Annotated in this window: 15 protein-coding genes; 14 read left to right on the top strand and 1 reads right to left on the bottom strand. The window is 61.1% G+C overall.

The window, feature by feature from the left end; translation table 11 throughout:
- Positions 1–53: 53 nt before the first annotated feature.
- The 5 genes from hrpB (at position 54) to AC06G8_RS12340 (ending at position 7656) form a co-directional block, all read left to right on the top strand.
- The gene (gene hrpB / locus AC06G8_RS12360) at positions 54–2624 is read left to right on the top strand and encodes an ATP-dependent helicase HrpB (protein ID WP_480283014.1); all 2571 of its coding nucleotides are present in this window, start codon (positions 54–56) and stop codon (positions 2622–2624) included.
- A gap of 158 nt (positions 2625–2782) precedes the next feature.
- Positions 2783–3055 (top strand): DUF1294 domain-containing protein, encoded by a 273-nt coding sequence (locus tag AC06G8_RS12355; RefSeq protein WP_447664239.1) that lies wholly within the window; start codon positions 2783–2785, stop codon positions 3053–3055.
- Positions 3056–3207: 152 nt separating this feature from the next.
- Positions 3208–5280, top strand: coding sequence for a HelD family protein (locus AC06G8_RS12350; protein ID WP_447664238.1), 2073 nt, complete (start codon positions 3208–3210; stop codon positions 5278–5280).
- Between the two features lie 310 nt (positions 5281–5590).
- On the top strand, positions 5591–6415 hold the full coding sequence (locus tag AC06G8_RS12345; RefSeq protein ID WP_447664237.1) for an EcsC family protein: 825 nt from the start codon (positions 5591–5593) through the stop codon (positions 6413–6415).
- A gap of 14 nt (positions 6416–6429) precedes the next feature.
- Positions 6430–7656 carry a nitric oxide synthase oxygenase gene (locus AC06G8_RS12340; RefSeq protein WP_447664252.1) on the top strand — a complete coding sequence of 409 codons (1227 nt, stop codon included), beginning with the start codon at positions 6430–6432 and terminating at the stop codon, positions 7654–7656.
- On the opposite strand, the gene AC06G8_RS12335 is transcribed toward AC06G8_RS12340, so the two are convergent.
- On the bottom strand, positions 7653–7922 hold the full coding sequence (locus AC06G8_RS12335; protein ID WP_447664236.1) for a hypothetical protein: 270 nt from the start codon (positions 7920–7922) through the stop codon (positions 7653–7655). The two genes, AC06G8_RS12340 and AC06G8_RS12335, sit on opposite strands and share 4 nt — an antisense overlap.
- A 154-nt stretch (positions 7923–8076) precedes the next feature.
- Here AC06G8_RS12335 and AC06G8_RS12330 point away from each other — a divergent pair, with 154 nt between their 5' ends.
- The 9 genes from AC06G8_RS12330 to mnhG all read left to right on the top strand — a co-directional run bounded on the left by AC06G8_RS12330 (position 8077) and on the right by mnhG (position 18443).
- Positions 8077–9765 carry a spore germination protein gene (locus tag AC06G8_RS12330; protein WP_447664235.1) on the top strand — a complete coding sequence of 563 codons (1689 nt, stop codon included), beginning with the start codon at positions 8077–8079 and terminating at the stop codon, positions 9763–9765.
- Entirely contained in the window at positions 9762–10862 is a 1101-nt protein-coding gene (locus AC06G8_RS12325; protein ID WP_447664234.1) for a GerAB/ArcD/ProY family transporter, read from the top strand. Before AC06G8_RS12330 ends, AC06G8_RS12325 begins: the two co-directional genes overlap by 4 nt.
- Positions 10859–12154, top strand: a complete 1296-nt coding sequence (locus AC06G8_RS12320; RefSeq protein WP_447664233.1) for a Ger(x)C family spore germination protein — start codon at positions 10859–10861, stop codon at positions 12152–12154. The genes AC06G8_RS12325 and AC06G8_RS12320 overlap by 4 nt, the downstream gene beginning before the upstream one ends.
- 472 nt (positions 12155–12626) lie before the next feature.
- Positions 12627–15479 carry a Na+/H+ antiporter subunit A gene (locus AC06G8_RS12315; protein WP_447664232.1) on the top strand — a complete coding sequence of 951 codons (2853 nt, stop codon included), beginning with the start codon at positions 12627–12629 and terminating at the stop codon, positions 15477–15479.
- Complete coding sequence (locus AC06G8_RS12310; RefSeq protein WP_447664231.1) at positions 15480–15818, top strand: Na(+)/H(+) antiporter subunit C; 339 nt, start codon at positions 15480–15482, stop codon at positions 15816–15818. It begins immediately after the preceding gene.
- Positions 15811–17298 carry a Na+/H+ antiporter subunit D gene (locus AC06G8_RS12305; protein ID WP_447664230.1) on the top strand — a complete coding sequence of 496 codons (1488 nt, stop codon included), beginning with the start codon at positions 15811–15813 and terminating at the stop codon, positions 17296–17298. Before AC06G8_RS12310 ends, AC06G8_RS12305 begins: the two co-directional genes overlap by 8 nt.
- Entirely contained in the window at positions 17298–17777 is a 480-nt protein-coding gene (locus tag AC06G8_RS12300; protein WP_447664229.1) for a Na+/H+ antiporter subunit E, read from the top strand. The genes AC06G8_RS12305 and AC06G8_RS12300 overlap by 1 nt, the downstream gene beginning before the upstream one ends.
- Positions 17774–18049 (top strand): Na(+)/H(+) antiporter subunit F1, encoded by a 276-nt coding sequence (locus tag AC06G8_RS12295; RefSeq protein ID WP_021880176.1) that lies wholly within the window; start codon positions 17774–17776, stop codon positions 18047–18049. The genes AC06G8_RS12300 and AC06G8_RS12295 overlap by 4 nt, the downstream gene beginning before the upstream one ends.
- Positions 18042–18443, top strand: a complete 402-nt coding sequence (mnhG, locus tag AC06G8_RS12290; protein ID WP_447664228.1) for a monovalent cation/H(+) antiporter subunit G — start codon at positions 18042–18044, stop codon at positions 18441–18443. Before AC06G8_RS12295 ends, mnhG begins: the two co-directional genes overlap by 8 nt.
- Positions 18444–18567: the final 124 nt, after the last annotated feature.

The following is an 18567-nucleotide window of genomic DNA, read 5'->3' as shown; positions in this document are numbered from 1 at the left end:
CCGGTGTGGTAGAGTAGAGTCCGTACATCTCGATAGAAACCGGAGGGAATTCCATGGCAGAGGCAGATAGACTGCCCATAGACGAAGTGATGCCGGAGCTGCTGGAAGCGCTGGATTCCGGTACGCGCGCCGTGCTGGTCGCCCAGCCTGGAGCGGGCAAGACGACCCGCGTTCCGCTCGCCTTGCTGAAGAGCCGCTGGCTGGAAGGGCGCAAGCTGCTCATGCTGGAGCCGCGCAGGCTGGCTGCGCGCTCGGCTGCTGCGTACATGGCGCGCTTCCTCGGGGAGAGCGCGGGGGAGACGGTCGGCTACCGGGTCAGGCTGGAGACGAAGGTAGGCCCGGGTACTAGGATCGAGGTCGTGACGGAAGGCGTGCTGACTCGCATGCTGCAGGAGGATCCGGCTCTCGAGGCTTACGGGGCCGTTATCTTCGACGAGTTCCATGAGCGGCATCTCAGCAGCGATCTCGGTCTTGCCCTATGCCTGCAGTCGGCTTCCTTGCTGAGGGAAGACCTGAGGCTGCTCGTCATGTCGGCGACGCTTGCGGCAGGGAAGGTGTCGGAGCTTCTCGGAGGAGCGCCGGTCATTCTCAGCGAAGGGCGCCAATATCCGGTCGAGACGTTCTACCGGCCGCGAGGAAGCAGCTCCAGGCTGGAGCAGGATGCTGCCGCAGCCGTGATGGAAGCGCTGCGGCAGCAGGAGGGCGACGTGCTCGTCTTCCTGCCGGGCATGGCCGAGATCCGGAGGACGGGAGACGCGCTGCGCCGGATGGGCTTGCCGGAGGGAACGGCTCTGCGCCAACTGCATGGAAGCATGCCGCTGCGCGAGCAGGACGACGCCGTCGCGCCATGCCCGCCGGGGAGCCGCAAGATCGTGCTGGCGACCGGCATCGCCGAGTCCAGCTTGACCGTTGCAGGCGTGCGCGCGGTCGTGGACGCGGGCCTTGCTCGCGTGCCGAAGTTCTCGCCGCGCACGGGCATGACGCGGATGGAGACGGAGCCGGTATCGCGCGCCTCCGCCGATCAGCGGCGCGGCCGGGCTGGCCGCACGGCGCCTGGAGCTTGCTGGCGGCTGTGGGGCGAGGAAGCGCATCGCCATTTGCCGCCTTTCGCCACGCCGGAGCTGATGGAGGCGGATCTGGCTCCGCTTGCGCTGGAGCTGGCGGCCTGGGGCGTCCATGATCCCGCTGAGCTGGACTGGCTCGACGAGCCGCCGGCCGCTGCCTATGGGCAAGCCTGCGAGCTGCTGCAGCGGCTCGGCGCGCTCGCGGACGACGGGCGGATCACGCCGCATGGCCGGCGGATGGCCGCGCTCGGCGGCCATCCGCGCCTCGCGCATATGGCGCTTGCCGCCGCCGGGCTCGGCTGGGGCGACGCCGCCTGCGAGCTCGCCGCGCTGCTCGGCGAGCGGGATCTGCTGCGCGGCGAGCGCAGCGCCGACCTGCGGCTGCGCCTTGCCGCGCTGCGCGCGGGAGCCCGCGGCGAAGGCGACGCGGCGCTCGCAGCCGCTGCGGCGAAGGCCGCGGCGGAAGCGCGCCAGTGGCGCCGCTCGCTGGCGGCGCAGCTGGCGGCCGGCTCCGCCGAGGCGGCCGGCCGCCGGGCGCCTACAGGCGCGGCAGGCGAAGCCGCCCGCCGCGGCGAGCCGGGCTTCGCCGCGGCGGAAGCGCCGGGCGGCCTTCTGCTCGCGCTTGCGTATCCCGACCGCATCGCCCAGCGGAGGCCGGACGGCCGCTTCCTGATGTCCGGCGGCCGGGGGGCGGCGCTGCCGAATCCGCAGCCGCTCTCGCAATGCCAATATCTCGTCGTCTGCGAGCTGGATGATTCCGGCACGGAAGGCCGGATCGACCTTGCTGCATCCGTCGAGCTCGAGGAGCTGGAGACGCATTTGCCGGAGCTGTTTGAAACCGAGGAGCTGGTCCTCTGGGACGATGGAGCGCAAGCCGTCCGCAGCCGCAAGAAGCTGAAGCTCGGCGCGATCACGGTCCGCGAGGCGCAGCTTCAGCAGCCGGATCCCGTCAAGGTATCAGCCGCGCTGATGGACGGAATCCGCAAGCTTGGCCTGCGCATCCTTCCGTGGAACCGCGCGTCGAGGCAGCTCCAAGCCCGCATGAGGCTGATGCATGCGATGCGTCCGGACTGGCCGGACGCTTCCGACGAGGCGCTGCTGGAGAGCCTGGAGCACTGGCTCGCGCCCTATGCGGGCGGCATCCGCAGCGCCGCAGGCCTGCAGAAGCTGGAGCTGACGGCCGCTCTGGACGCGCTGCTCGGCTGGGAAAAGCGCCGTCAGCTGGACGACTATGCCCCGACTCATCTCTCTGTGCCCAGCGGCTCCCGGATACCGGTCGATTACAGCGATCCGGAGGCCCCTTTCCTGGCGGTTCGGCTCCAGGAGCTATTCGGCATGAAGCATTCGCCGAAGGTCGGCGGCGGACGGCTTCCTGTCGTCCTCCATCTGCTCTCCCCGGCCCAGCGTCCCGTGCAGGTCACCCGCGATCTGGAGAGCTTCTGGTCGTCGGCTTATTTCGAGGTGCGCAAGGAGCTCAAGGTGCGGTATCCGAAGCATTACTGGCCCGAAGACCCGCTGCAGGCGCAGGCGACCAGCCGCGCCAAGCCTCGAGGCACCTGATCGGAGCGTCTTCCGCTTTCCCGGAATGCAGTCCTTTTCGCAAGATGGATCTTCGCTCTTCCCAACAACGCGATCAATGCCTTCCATTCGACAAGCGCGGTTGGCTTCACAGCCTGAGCTTGCATCTCTCATGAGTTCCTGAAAGGAGTGGACCCCCTATGACATATGCATTCCTGGCCATCTATCTGCTGCTGGCCAACCTGCTGGCTTTCGCCATGTTCGGCATCGACAAGTCAGCCGCGAGAGCGGGCAGGCGGCGCATCCCCGAGAAGAGGCTGTTCGCCGTCAGCCTGCTGGGCGGCGCTCCCGGCGCATGGGCGGGCATGAAGACATGGAGGCATAAGACGCTCCATAATTCCTTTCGGCTGGGCATTCCCTTGCTCATCGTCGTGGACGCCATCTGGGTGTATGCCCTATTGAAATGGCTATAGCAGCACTGATTCCGGGCCTATGGCCCGGTTATTTCATTCCGCCTCGCAGAAAATGAAAGCGGAGGCATATTTTCCGATTGCTGCTAGATTGCCTTCTGTGCTATAGTTACCTTTCGATTTTTCCAAAAACCAACCCTTAGGAGGTAACTGGCATGAATGCTCAAAGTGCCTATCAAGAGGAAGAAACGCGGCTCGAAAGTGCCGTGAAGGACATCGAAGTCCAGCTGAAGGGCATCGGCCCCCGCTATACCGGCGACGATTTCACCGAGCAGATGCTCGATCTGCAGCGGGAGGAGCGGGAGAGAAAGCTGGAGCTGGCCCGCAAGGAAGCCTACTTCGGCAGGATCGACTTTCAGGAGGAAGGCAAGGCCGATCCCAACTCTCTATACATCGGCAAGGCCGGAGTGGCCCGTTCCGGATCGGATGAGCTGCTCGTCATCGATTGGCGGGCTCCGGTCGCGAGCCTGTTCTATTCGTTCAGCGGCGGGGAAGCCCCGGTCAACTACCAATCGCCGGATGGGGAAATCGAAGGCACGGTCCATCTGAAGCGCAACCTGATGGTGCGCAGGGAAGAGCTGCTGCGGCTGGTCGACAGCTTCGTGCGCGGCCAGGAGGACGATGCCGTGACGGACGAGTTCCTGCTCTACCGGCTCGGCGAGAGCAAGGACAACAAGCTTCGCGACATCGTCTCGACGATCCAGCAGGAGCAGGACAAGATCATCCGCGCGGACAAAAATCTCGCCCTGTTCATCCAGGGAGTGGCCGGTTCGGGAAAAACGACGGTAGCGCTGCATCGCCTCGCCTTCCTGCTGTATCAGTACGCCGGACGCATCCGCTCGGAACGGATGATCATCTTCGCTCCCAACCGGATGTTCCTCGATTACATATCGGGCGTGCTGCCGGAGCTCGGCGTCGGCGACATCGTCCAGACGACGTTCTCCGAATGGGCGGTCGAGCTGCTGCAGAACGAGGTGTCGCTGCGCTCTGCGGCGGATACGATGGAATATTGGTTCGAACGTCCCCACACGGCCGAGGAGTGGCGGGAGGCTTCCGGCTTGCTGAAGGGAAGCCTTGCCTTCAAGGATGCGCTTGAGGCGAAGCTGGAGGAGCTCGAAGCCGGCATGGTGCCGACGGAGCCGTTCGAGCCGCTGCCCGGCTTCCGCCTCATGCCCGAGCAGATGAGTCAATGGTTCCATACCGATTACGGCGAGGAATCCATCATGCGCCGGCGCGACCGGCTCGCGAGCCGGATCAGCCGCTGGCTGGAAGGCGAGCTCAAAAGCCGCGGCGTGACGGACAAAAAGATCCGCTCCAAAGCGCTCGCGAAACTGGCTTCCTTCACCAAGAAAATACCGTCCTACTCCGCGCCTGCCCTATACCGCGCTCTGCTGGACGGCAAGACGGCTGCCGGCGCGCTGCCCAAGGCGCTTGCCAAGGCGACCGCGCAGCGGATCAAGGCCGGAGAAGCGGAGCAGGAGGATCTCGCTCCGCTCGTCTATCTTCATATCCGCCTGCATGGACTCGGCCTGCCGCATTATGACCACATCGTCATCGACGAGGCGCAGGACTACTCTCCGTTCCAGATCGAAGCCCTCAAGCTGTGCCAGCGCCAGCCGTCGATGACGGTGCTCGGCGATCTGCAGCAGGGCATCCACGCTTATGCGGGAATCGGCAGCTGGAGCCAGCATCGGGAGCTGTTCGCGGCCGAGCAGACCGGTTATTACGAGCTGGACCGAAGCTACCGTTCCACGATGGAAATCATCGATTTCGCCAACCGCGTGCTTGCCGGCATGTCGGGCGAGGTGAAGCCTGCCGTCCCGGTGTTCCGCAGCGGCGATCCGGTTGAGGAAGTGGCCTGCGGCGGCGGAGACTGGGCCATGCGGCTCGCGGACACGGTGCGGGAGTGGCAAGAAGAGAAATTGTTCCAGACGATCGCCGTCATCGGGAGGACAGAGGCCGAATGCGCCGAAATCCACCGGATCCTCACGGAAGCCGGCCTCGATGCGGCGCTCGTCCATTCCCGCCAGCCGGCGTACGGCGGCGGCCTCACGGTCGTGCCGGTCTATTTGTCCAAAGGCCTTGAGTTCGACGCCGTGCTCATTGCCGATGCGGGCGAAGCGGCCTACGGCCCGACCGACGCGAAGCTTCTGTATGTAGGCTGCACGCGGGCTCTGCACCGTCTGCGGGTTCTGTATCAGGGCCGGCTGACCGGCTTGCTGGCCTAAGGGCGCTCTCCTCAGCCGCTAGGGGGAGCCATTCGAGCCGACAGGATTCCGCTTTGAGCGATGAGCGCATCCGTTCAGCGTCAGCCATCGACACGCTATGTCTCTTGCCTGGGAATCCGCAGGCTTGAGGCATGGCTTTTTCGGTTCCCGGCTTGCCGCATGGATTGCCAGGCTTGTTTCCGGGTAAAAAAAGCGTAACCGCAACCTGGATGACGGCTCCTCCGTAGTTGGGAGAGCGGGACGCGCCGGCATGTCCGCCGGTGATCCGTCCGCAGCAGGCAAGCGTTGCACATAAGGAGGATTGGCTCTGATGTCCATTCATGCGGGAGGCGGCCTCGAGACGGCTGCACAATTGAAATCGGCCTTGGCTGAAGTGGAGAAATGGGAAAAGGACCAAAAAAATCTGATGATCTGGGACCGGCTGTCGCGGCTGCCGTTCAAGATGCTCGACAAGATCACCCCCAGGATCATTCATGAGAAGCTGGGCGTTGCGCTGGACGAGCTCGGCGGATATATACAGAACGGCGGAAAGTATCTGGTCGCCGGCCGCAAGGTCGGGCAGCTGCTGGCATCATCGAATGCGAAGCGCGGGGACCCGGAGACAGGCCCATACTCGCTGGCGGTTATGGACGAGACTGCCCGGAAGCTTGCCGGCGAACGGACGCTGTTCGCGACGGCGCAGGGCGCGACGACCGGCATCGGAGGAATCTTCACGCTTGCCGTGGATATTCCGGCCGTGCTCGGCCTTTCGCTCAAGGCGATCCAGGAAATCGGCCTGTCGTACGGCTTTGACCCGACGCTCAAGGAAGAGCGGATCTTCACGGTCAAGGTCATGCAATTCGCATCCTCGGATATTGTCGGAAAACGTGCTATTCTGGAAGAGATCAGCCGACAGGCATCGGCCGGGGAGGAAGCCGCCCAAGCCGCGATTTCCCGCATCCAAGGATGGAGGGAGGTCATCAGCGTGTACCGCGACAACTGGGGCTTGAAAAAGCTGCTTCAGGCGATTCCCGTCGCGGGCATCTTTTTCGGAGCCTATACGAACCGGGGGATGCTGAAGGACGTGACCGAAGCGGCGGAAATGCTGTACCGGAAGCGGAGAATTCTGGCCAGACTGGCCGAAAGCGGGGAATAGACAGCATGAGCAGCATGGAGGGCATGGACACGTTATGCCGGCAGGCGGAATCATTTCTGCGCCGGTATTTCGGGGAGAGGGACAAGCCGCCTGCGGAGGCGGAGGAGCGGATCCGGGAGGTCCTCTCCGCCATACGCCGGACAGGCAGTTATGCCCATACGGCGGAGGAGCTGGCCTATGGCGGCAAGACGGCCTGGCGCAACAACAGCCGCTGCATCGGCCGCTTGTTCTGGAATTCCCTTGAAGTCATCGATGCCCGCCATGCATCCACAGAGGATGAGGTGGCCGAGTGCCTGTTCCGCCATCTGGAGAGGGCGGGGGCTGAAGGCAGGATCCGACCGCTCATGACGGTGTTCCGCAGCCGCTCGGAAGGCTCGGAAGAGATATCCATCTGGAACCACCAGCTAATCCGATATGCGGGTTATCCTTCGCCGGACGGCTCTTCGCCGCGCCGCGGCGATCCGGCATCCGATGAGTTTACGTCCATATGCCAGCGGCTCGGATGGAAAGGAAGCGGAGGCGACTACGACGTGCTGCCGCTCGTCATCGGCATCGGAGCCAGGGAGCCGAAGCTGTATGAGATTCCGCCGCATCTGGTTCAGGAAATCGAGATCCGTCACCCCGAGACGTCTGCTTTGGATCATCTGGGGCTTCGGTGGTATGCTGTGCCGGTCATATCCGACATGAGCCTCGAGATCGGCGGCATCCACTATCCCGCGGCTCCGTTCAACGGCTGGTATATGGAGACGGAGATCGGCGCCCGCAATTTCGCTGACGCCGGCCGGTACGACAGGCTTGCCGACGTTGCCGGCGCCCTCGGCCTCGACCGCAGCAGCAACACGACGTTGTGGAAGGACCGGGCGCTGGTGGAGCTGAACCTGGCCGTCCTCCATTCCTTCAAGCGGGACGGCGTCAGCATCGTGGACCATCATACGGCGGCGGATCAATTCATGCGCTTCCAGCAGCAGGAACGGGAGCAGGGCAGAGACGTGTCCGCGCGCTGGAGCTGGCTCATCCCGCCGATATCGCCTGCGGCTACTGCGGTATGGCATGACAGCGCCATGCAGGAATACGATCTCAGCCCAAGCCTGAACTATCAGCCTGCAGCCTGGGCACGCGCAGGCTGTGCGGCTGCCCGCCCGGCTCAACCGGAATCTTCCGGAGGAGCGCAGCGGCCCCTCTACGCCGAGGCGGCAGGAGGCAGGAGCGGCTGTCCCTTTCACGTCAGCGGCGGCAGCTAGACGCCGGCATGCAAGCAAAAGCCGACCCCAAAATTCGGGTCGGCTTTTTGCCGTGCTTTTATATATGGAAGCCGCGGCTCGCGTCGAACTGCTTGCCGGTAACCCAGCGGCTTTTCTTTGGTAATCTCTTCCAACGCAACGCTCTGGCCGATCCCGGCATTGTTGACGAGGATGTCGAATTCCGCCTCTCTTTTGCGGCTCCTCGTTTTTGTCTCACTTCTTTTTACCATGGGCTGGAATTCGATAGGTTGCTTTCTAATCCGCATAGGAGCGCTTCGCTTCAGGTCTTGCCATTGTCTCCGACTCAGTATCCGGAAGATGGGAATAAAAAGGACATCCAAAGCAGATGTTATCTTTATCCAGTCGGCCAAAATTTGCAGGCAAGTTCGAGAAGGCTTGCCAACCAGGGGTTGAAGCGAAGTGAAAGGATGGGCCAAGTTAAAAAAATATGTCGTCGCGGATCTGTCGAACGAGTCTTCGAACTCCTTCTCTCTAGGGAGCTGGGAGACGGACGGCGATTCGCAGGCAGAGCCTTCGCCTTCTGCAGCTCCGCTTCCCCATGTCCCGCCGCTGTTGGATAAGGAAGGAAATCCGCTGCTTCTTCATGACAAGCTGGAGGAGAATATCGCGTGGCTGAAGAGGCATTTTTCCTATCCGCTCAACAGCGGAATCATCTTCCGTTCGATTTCATTGGGCAAGCAGTTAAGACCGGGCATGGTCGTTTACCTCGACAGCCTGGTTGAATGGCAGCATCTGAGCTGGACGGTCATATCGCCGCTGGTGAAAGCCGATCTTCCGGAAGACAAGCTGGAAATATCGGATCTGGCCGCTTCCGTTTTTACGAACGGGGAAATGGAGTCCTCCCGCCAAATGGGAGATATCGCGAACGCCATCGTCGTCGGATCGGCGGTCGTGCTCATCGACGGCGTCGACTCGGCGGGAATCCTGGATGTCGAGGGCATGGAGAAGCGGGCGCTGGAGGCTCCTAAAACCGAAAATGTCGTGCTTGGCTCCCATGTGGGCTTCACGGAGGATATCAGCACGAACATATCCTTGATCCGGCGCCGGCTGAGCACGCCTGACCTCATCGTTGAGTCCGGGGTGGTCGGTAACCTTTCTAGAACGCGGATCTCCTTCGTCTACTTGAAATCGATCGCAAACGAGGATCTCGTAAGCGAGGTTCGCCGGCGCATAGCCGCTATCCGCATGGACTACATCGGCGACAGCGGCATGGTGGAGCAATTGATCGAGGACCATCCCAATTCCATTTATCCCGGCATTCTCAGCACGGAGAGGCCCGACCGGACGGCGGCTCAGCTGGCCGACGGCTTCGTCGGCATCCTGGTGGACAATTCTCCGTTCGCGCTGATCGTTCCTGCCCAGTTCCCGTTGTTTCTGCAGACGGCCGAAGATGCCTATCTGCGCTGGCATTACAGCACCTTTCTGCGGATCATCCGGACGGTCGGCTTTTTCATGTCCCTCTACTTGCCGGCTCTCTATGTGGCCATCGCCAATTATCACCATGAAATGATTCCGACGACACTCGTGCTCGCCATTGCGGGCACCCGCGAATCCGTGCCGCTTCCCGTGTCGGCGGAAGCTTTCCTGCTGGAGTCGATGTTCGAGCTGATCAGGGAAGCAGGCGTCCGCATCCCGAGCGTCATCGGTCCGACCATCGGCATCGTCGGAGCGCTGATCCTTGGCCAAGCGGCCGTTCAAGCCAATATCGTCAGTCCGATCATGGTCATCATCACTTCGGCCACGGCGCTCGCATCGTACACGATTCCCAATTACAACATGCAGTTCACGACGCGCATCCTGAGATTCGTTTATTTGGCCTGCGCCTCGTTCCTCGGCCTGATCGGCGTCATCCTGTTGTCCCTCATGTTATGGACGTACTGGATGGCGGGCAACCGGTTCGGCGTGCCGAGCCTTTCTCCTCTATCCCCCCGCCGCCCGAGCAAGGATACGTTGATCCGGGCTCCCTTGAAACAGCAGGCGAAGCGGCCTATCTCGGTTCATCCGCAAAACATGAATAAAATCACGGATGAAAGCAGCGGAGACGGGAGCAAGGAAGCTGCTCCCGATAAAGGAGGGGATTCCGCTTGAATACGCATCATATCGGCGTGCGCGAAGCCGCCTCCATCGGGATTATCTTCGTAATTGCCAAGATTTTCCTGCCGTTTCAAAGATCGCTGGCGGAATCCGGCGGGACGGCGGGCTGGATCATCGCGCTCGTCGCAGCCTTGCTTTGTCCACTCACCTGGTGGGCGATCCGGGGCGTCCTGCTCCATGCTTCGGGAGGCTCGACGCTGATCGAGGCAACGGAGGAGATATGGGGGCCGTGGCTGGGGACGGTATGGAATCTCGTCTATTTCAGCTTTTTCTTTGCCATTACGTTTCTCGTGCTCCGAGAGTTCTCGGAATTGCTGGCCTCGGATATCCTGCCGCGCACGCCGATGAACATCATCATGATCGCCATGCTGATTCCGATCGCTGTCGTTGCTTACGCGGGGCTCGAAGGGATAGGCCGTTTCTGCTGGTCGGTTGCAGGCTTGATCGTCGCAAGCGTCGTCCTCGTGCTCATCGGCGGCTTGATGACCCATTTCGAACCGAACGCCTTGCAGCCTTTCTGGGGAACGGGACGTACGAGGGTTCTGTCCCAAGGACTGGTGAAGAGCTCCTTGTTCTCGGAAATGCTCGTTTTCGGCTTTCTCCTTCCGCGGCTGCGAAAGACGAGGCAATGGGGAAAGGCGGCCTGGTGGTGCATGGGGGTATCCGCTTTCACGATCTTCATCACCACAATCGTGTACTTGTTCGTCTTTCCTTACCCGACAGCCATTCGGCTGAACGTGCCGATGTTCGAGCTCAGCCGGCTCGTCATCTTCGGCAGATGGATCCAGAGGCTGGAAAGCGTATTCCTCATCGTTTGGCTGATCTGCGCCGTCATGAAGCTGGCCATCGGGTTGTACTGCTCGGCGGCAACTCTATCCCAGGTGATGAAGCTGCCCAAAATCCAGCCGGTCATATTCCCGCTGGCGCTTCTCGTCTATGCCTGCTCGATCATTCCCGGCAGCGAGATGGAGGCGGTCGCATGGGACGGGGAATTCCTGAGGACGTACGGCTCGCTCGTCTCGATCGGAATTCCGATGCTGACTTGGTTTCTCGGCATGGTTAAAAGCAAGCTCAAGGGGAGGCAGGCATGAAGCGCTTCCTGCGGGCGTTCCTGGGACTGCCGATTGTATGCCTGCCCCTGATGTCCGGGTGCTGGGATCGGCTTGATCCCGAGAACAGGGCGTTCATCATGGCTATCGGGGTCGATCCGGGGCCGAGCAACGATTTCATTTATACGTTTGCGGTCGCCATGCCGAAGTCGAGCAATGGCGCGGCAGGCGGAGACACAAGCGGCGGCGGCAGCGAGCAGATCGTCGACGTCTTTTCGCAAGAAGCATCCAATCTTACCGCGGCGCTCATGACAAGCCAGAGCTATGTCGCCCGCAGGCTGACCCTGATCCATTCCAAAGTGTTCGTTCTCGGAGAAAGCCTTGCCCGCAAAGGAATCATGCCGGTCATGGGCGAGGTCGTTCGCAACAATGAGTTCAGGAGAACCGTCAACGTCATTACGACAAAAGGAAGAGCGGATACGTTCATTCATTCCATCAAGCCCACGATGGAGAAAGACATCAATCTCTGGTTCGAGCTCGAGTTGGATCCTCATAATATCGGGGCTGTGACTCCTAAACACTCCCGGTTCCATGATTTCATCGTCGACATGGAGCAACCTGGTACGGGCGCGACGACGATCTTATCGGCAGCGCGTTCCGATATCGAGAAGGGGACAGCCCGAATTCCGAATGGCAGCTCGGACAGGGAGTCTCCGCAGCCGATCTCGGAAGACGAGTATGCAGGGACGCTTCACAGGTCGGGTGAGACGCCGATCGACTTTTTCGGAAGCGCGGTATACCGAGGGGAGAAGATGGCTGGTTTCCTTTCGGCCTACGAAACGATCATGATGAACATGCTTCGCGGCGAGTTCGAGAAGACGACGCTGGAATTCCGCGATCCGTCCGAAGAGAAGCTTACGATGAGCATCATTATAAACGAGCAGAAAAGGCCCGACATAGACATCAAGAGGAACGGCGATGAAGTTCAGGTGTTCTTCAAGGTGCGGATGGAGGGAGATTTGATCGGCTCGTTCTCGAAGCTCGATTATACGCTTCCGCATAATCAGGCGATGCTTGAAGCTTCCGTGGAGGAGCAGCTGAAGGAGCGCGCGTCCAAGATGCTGGAAAAGACGTTGCATCAATGGAGCACGGATTGCTTCCATATCGGCAATCGCGTCCGTACAACCTTCCCCACGCTGAAGGAATGGTATGCCTATAAATGGAGGGACCATATCAAGGACGCCAAATACCGGCTGGATATCCGGTTTCAGATGCGCAGGCATGGAGACCAGGTCGGACCTGCCGTGGAAGGAGACAAATTGAATTTGAAATGACACAGAACATCAAGATCACATTCATTGTGCTGTTGTCGGTATGGGCATGTGTATTTGTCGGAAGCTTGATGCCATCGCTGTGGAGGCAAAAAAACTACAGGGGAGCGGTAATGACCGCGCTTCTGGCCGCATCGGCTTTGATATTGCCGGTGGCTATTACGTTGTTCAAGGAAGGCTGACGAGACAGTTTCATAGCGGGCTGGCAGAAGCCCGCTCATGACACTGCCGGCTACGCGCCCCGCTGCTCCTCTGTGGATAGGAATAAGCCCGCTTGACAAATCGATTGCCCGGACGGTAAACTAAACAGAATTGTTACTCTTTTCACCTAATCGCATACGTGTTTTTTCGGAGGAGCCTGCCATCAGCGGGCTCTTTTTGCGTTTTTTCGGGTATGTAACAAGAAATGCAATTAGTTTGGCCTGCGATTGGGAACCATTGGTAGAGAACGAAGTCCGCAAGAGGAGGTAAGCAGTTGATCTTTATCGTCGTCTTTTTCCCTTTCCTGCTGGCCGCCTTGCTTCCGCTGCTGTCCCGCCTGTTCGGACGCGTCCATGCCGGCTGGCTTGCGCTGCCTGCGCCAGCGCTGCTGCTGATCTATTTTGCTTCGCTGCTCCCTGAAGTGAGCGGTGGGACAGCCGTCGAGGCATCCATGCCATGGATTCCTTCGCTGGATATCCGCTTCGATCTGGCGGTCGACGGCCTCGGGATGCTGTTCGCGCTTCTCATCGGGGGCATCGGAGTGCTCGTCACTTTGTATTCGGTGTTTTATCTCGACAGGAACAAGGAGGCGGTAACCCGCTTCTATGTCTGCCTGCTGCTGTTCATGGGGGCCATGCTCGGCGTCGTGCTGTCCGATCATCTCATCGCGCTGTATGCGTTCTGGGAATTGACCAGCGTATCGTCGTTCCTGCTCATCGCCTTCTGGCATCATCGGCCGCAGTCCCGCGACGGGGCGATGAAATCCATGCTGATCACCGTGCTGGGCGGATTGTCCATGCTGGCCGGCTTCCTGCTGCTGTACCTGCAGACGGGCACGTTCAGCATCCGGGAAATCGCCGCTCTCGCTCCAGAGCTTCCGGGACATTCCCTGTTCGTCCCGGCCATGCTGCTCATCCTGCTCGGCGCGTTCACCAAATCGGCCCAGTTCCCCTTCCATATCTGGCTGCCGGATGCCATGGAAGCTCCGACTCCGGTAAGCGCCTATCTGCACTCCGCGACGATGGTCAAGGCGGGCTTGTATCTCGCTGCCCGCATGACGCCGATTTTCGCCGGGCAGGCGCTCTGGTATTCCATGCTGATCGGCGCCGGCCTGATCACGCTCTTTTACGGCTCGTTCCGCGCGTTCAAGCAGACCGATCTCAAGGCATTGCTCGCCTACTCGACGATCAGCCAGCTCGGCCTCATCATGGCCTTGCTCGGGCTTGGCTCCGTCCATTCCGGATCGGAAGGAGGGCTGGAATCCATGCTCTCCGCAGCGGCTCTTGCCGCCGCTATCCTGCATCTGGTCAACCATGCCGCCTTCAAGGGAACGCTGTTCATGGCTGTCGGCATCGTCGACCACGAGACGGGAACGAGGGATATCCGCAAGCTGGGGGGACTGATGGCTCTGATGCCGGTCACCTTCACGATATCGCTGCTGGGGGCGCTGTCCATGGCTGGCGTGCCGCCATTCGGCGGTTATATCAGCAAGGAGCTGTTTTTCGCCTCCGTGCTGGACGCCTGGAGGCATGGCCTGCCGCTGCGGTCTCCGGTCGTTCTCGTGCCGCTCGTCGCCTGGCTCGGCAGCGTGTTCACGTTCGCCTACAGCCTGCGGTTCATTCTCGGCACCTTCGGCGGACGGGAGAGCGGCGGCCTTGACCGGCGGCCCCATGAAGCTCCTGCCGGCTTGCTGCTGCCACCTGCCGTACTGGGGGCGGCAGCCTTGCTGCTGGGCCTGGCCCCAGGCTTGACGGCGTCGCCTCTCGTCGCTCCGGCTCTCGCGTCGATCCATCCCGCGGGTGCGGAAGCGGAAATGCATTTCACGCTCTGGCATGGCCTTACGACAGAAGTATGGATGACCGCCGGCGTCTTCGCGCTTGGCACGGGAATCTTCTTCCTGCAGCGCAAAGCGGCGCTGCTCCGCGAGCCGCTGCCGGCGCCTGTCACCCTGAACGGATTGTATGGGGGAGTTCTCGGAGGAATGGACCGGGCAGGGCGCCGACTGACATCGCTCTATATGACCGGCTCGCTCCGCCATTACACGATGTACTTGTTCGGGTTCCTCATCCTGGCTCTGGCCGCCACAGCCGTCGCGACGGGAGGAATCGCGATTTCCTTGCAGGGGCTGGCGCCGGTAACGGTCTATGAAGCCGTCACCCTGACTGCTCTCATCGCCGCCGCCGCTGCCGTGCCGTTCGCCAGATCGAGGCTGATGGCGATCATCCTGACCGGCGCGGTCGGCTATATGGTCGTCCTGTTCTTTGTCGTCTTCCGCGCTCCGGATCTCGCCCTCACTCAGATCATCGTCGAGACGGTATCGGTCACGCTGTTCCTGCTCTGCTTCTATCATCTTCCGGCCTTGAAGAGGGACCGGGAGTCGCTGCGGTTCCGGCTGCCCAACTTCATCATCGCGCTTGGAGTCGGGGCCGTCATGACGCTGATCGCCCTCGCGGCGTTCAGCGGGCGCTCCTTCGACTCGATCTCGGACTATTACCTCAAGGAAAGCTACCGGCTGGCCGGGGGCAAAAACGTCGTCAACGTCATCCTGGTCGACTTCCGGGGCTTCGATACGATGCTGGAGATCGTCGTGCTCGGCGTGGCCGCTTTCGCGATCTACGCCTTGATCCGCCTGCGCCTGCCCCAGGAAGAGCAGCAGGAGGGAGCGGGCGTCAGGGAGAAGGAATTCCGCCTCGTCTACGAGGACGCGCGCAGCAATGACGTCATCCTGCGCACGCTGGCCAAGGTCATCATCTTCATCATCCTGACCTTCTCGCTCTATCTGCTGTTCGCAGGCCATCATGAGCCTGGAGGGGGCTTCATCGGAGCGCTGATGACGTCGTCCGCGCTTGTGCTGCTGTCCATGGCGTTCGGAATCAAGACGGTCCGCGATGCGATGCCGGTCGACTTCCGCCTGCTGGCGGCGGCCGGCATCGGAGTGGCCGTCCTCACCGGCGTCGGCTCGATCGTGCTCGGCGTTCCGTTCCTGAGCCATGCATTCGGCTATGTAGACCTGCCCGTCTTCGGCAAAAACGAGCTGGCAACGGCTGTAATCTTCGATCTTGGCGTCTACATGACCGTCGTCGGCATCACCATGACCATCATCCTAGCCATCGGGAGGGACAAGTAAATGGAACTGTTCATGTCTCTAGCCGTCGGTATCCTGTTCGCCGTAGGCGTCTATCTCATCTTGTCCAAAAGCCTGCTGCGCATCGTGCTCGGAACCTCGCTGCTTACGCACGGAGTGCATCTGCTGCTGCTGACGATGTCCCGGCTCAAGACGGGCTCAGCCCCTCTGCTGGGGGAAGGAGCGGAGCGGTATACCGATCCGCTGCCGCAGGCGCTCATCCTGACCTCGATCGTCATCAGCTTCGGGGTGACATCCTTGTTTTTTGTCCTTGCCTATCAGGCCTACAAGAAGCTCGGGACCGACGATATGGAACAGCTGAGGGGGCAGGAGCATGAATAACCTCGTCGTCCTGCCGCTGCTGTTCCCTTTATGCACGGCCATCATTCTCTTCTTCTTCAAGGAGAAGGTCAGACTCCAGCGGGCCGCCGCCGCAGCCGGCATGGGAGCGACGCTGCTTGCTTGCGGCCTGCTCCTGACCGAGGTGCTGCGCAGCGGCACGCAGACGCTGAACATGGGAGGCTGGATGCCGCCCTACGGCATCGTCTTCGTCGCCGATCCCTTCGCCGCGCTGCTTGCGGCAGCGGCGACGCTGGTGTCCTCGTTCTGCCTGCTGTACGCCTTCGGCACGGTAGGGAAGGAGCGGGAGAGATTTTACTTCTATCCGTTCTTCCATCTGCTTCTTGCCGGAGTCAACGGCTCGTTCCTGACCGGGGATCTGTTCAATCTGTTCGTCTGCTTCGAGGTGATGCTCATCTCCTCCTATGCGCTCATCGTGCTCGGCGGAACGAAGCTCCAGCTTCGGGAGACGATCAAATACGTTCTCGTCAACATCATCTCCTCGACGCTGTTCGTGGCGGCGGTCGCTTATCTGTACGGAGTGGCGGGAACGCTCAACATGGCGGATCTGTCGGTGAAGGTCGCGGCTGCCGGACAGGGCGGGATTCTGAATGTCATCGCCGTCTTTTTCCTCGTCGTCTTCTCGCTGAAGGCGGGCCTGTTCCTGTTCTTCTGGCTGCCCGGCTCCTACAGCGCGCCGCCGATGGCCGTCGCGGCGCTGTTCGGCGCCCTGCTCACCAAGGTCGGGCTGTACGCGCTCGTGCGCACGTTCACGCTTATATTCCCGAACGATCCGGCCATTACCCATGCCTGGATCGGCTGGATGGCAGGAGCGACGATGGTGCTCGGCGCCGCCGGCGCCCTGGCCTACCGGAGGGTGCTGTCGGTGCTCAACTACAACATCGTCATCAGCATCGGCTTCATCGCCTTCGGGCTAGCGGTGTCGAACCGGTCTTCTCTCGAGGGCGTCGTATTCTACACGCTTCATGACATGGCTGCCAAAGCGCTGCTCTTCCTGCTGGCCGGCCTCATCCTCCAGGCGCGGGGAACCGACCAGGCGGCAAGGCTGGGAGGGTTCATCCGCAGCCAGCCCTGGATCGGCTGGATGTTCTTCACGGCCGCGCTCGCGATTGCCGGGATACCGCCGCTCAGCGGCTTCGGAGGCAAGCTGCTGCTTGTCAAAGGCGGGCTGCAGGGGGAAAGCTTCGTGCTGACAGCCATCTCGCTGGCCTCAAGCCTGATCGTCCTGTACACGCTGATCCGCTTGTTCATGGATGTGTTTTTCGGAGAAGCCAAGGAAGAAACGGCTGCCGGGGCATCCGCCCCGATGCGCGGCCATGTCGTCCTGGCAGGAGCGCTCTGCGCAATCGTCGTGCTGATGGGGTTGGGGGCGGAGTGGATCTATCAAGCCGCCAGCGCCGCCGCCGGCACGCTGTCCGATCCATCGAAATATATTGAAGCCGTATTGAAGGAGCCGGTCTGATGGCATCCCAATTCCTGATCAACCTCATCATTGCATTCCTCTGGATGTTTCTGTACAACGACTTGACCTTTCCGAGGTTTCTGGCGGGTTACGGCCTCGGCCTGCTGTTCATCGCCGTCCTGAACCGTTTCCTCAAGAAGGAATTCTATCTGCGCAAGGTGCTGGCCGTCATCAGGCTGCTCGGCATCTTCATCCGCGAGCTGTTCTCCTCCAGCTTCAAGGTGCTCTACCAGATCGTGAAGCCGCGTCTGGACATGCGTCCGGGCATCGTCGCCATCGATACGGAGCTGAGGTCGAGCTGGGAGCTGACTCTGCTCGCCTGCCTCATCTGCCTGACGCCGGGCACGCTGACGCTGGACGTATCGGATGACAACCGGGTGCTGTATATCCACGCCATCGACATCGGCGATGCCGAGCAGCTGAAGGAGCAGATCCGCAGCACCTTTGAGAAAGCGATCATGGAGGTGACGAGAACATGATGAACCCTATGCTTGAGATATCGCTGGCGCTGCTGTCCCTGGCCGCGGCCGGCTGCATGTACCGGCTGCTCAAGGGACCGTCGATATCGGACCGGATCGCCGCGCTGGATACGATCGGCATCCTGCTGCTGTCGATGATCGCCGTGCTCGGGATGCTGGAGGGAACGTCGGCCTACTTCGACATCATTCTGGTCATCGGAATCGTCACCTTCATCGGCACGACGGCTTTTGCGAGATACATCGAGAGAGGGGCGGTGATGGAGGATGAATGACTTCTGGTCCGCAGCATCGGGCCTGATGGTGCTGTTCGGTTCCATCATCAGCCTGTTCAGCGCCTTCGGCCTCATCCGCCTGCCGGATGTATACCTCCGATCGCATGCGGCTACCAAAAGCGCCACGCTCGGCGTCCTGTTCATTCTGACCGGCGCTTTCCTGTATTTCGCCGCCGTGCAAGGGCAGTTCAGCGTCAAGCTGCTGCTCGGCATCGTGTTTGTCTTCCTCACCGGACCGGTGGCGGGCCATTTGAATGCCCGCGCCGCATACCGGACGGGTGTGGGCATGTGGGACAGGAGCGTGCGCGACGATCTCAAGGCCGCCTTGAAAAAGGAGCGCAAGGAAGCCGAATCGAAGAGGTCGGATCTCATCCGCCGCTCGGAGGCGGACTGAAGGATTTCCTTGCCACATCAGCAGCGGAAGCTGCCTGTCAACCGAAGCCGACTGCCGCAGTCGGCTTTTTTCATTTGTCTGCTTGATAGGGGTAAGACCAGGAGGTTCGGCTCTTTTCATTCTG

It is taken from the genome of Paenibacillus sp. SJS-P3, assembly GCF_056711585.1.
Note: the sequence above shows the minus strand (reverse complement) of the source record. Positions and strands in the feature narration are given on the sequence as shown.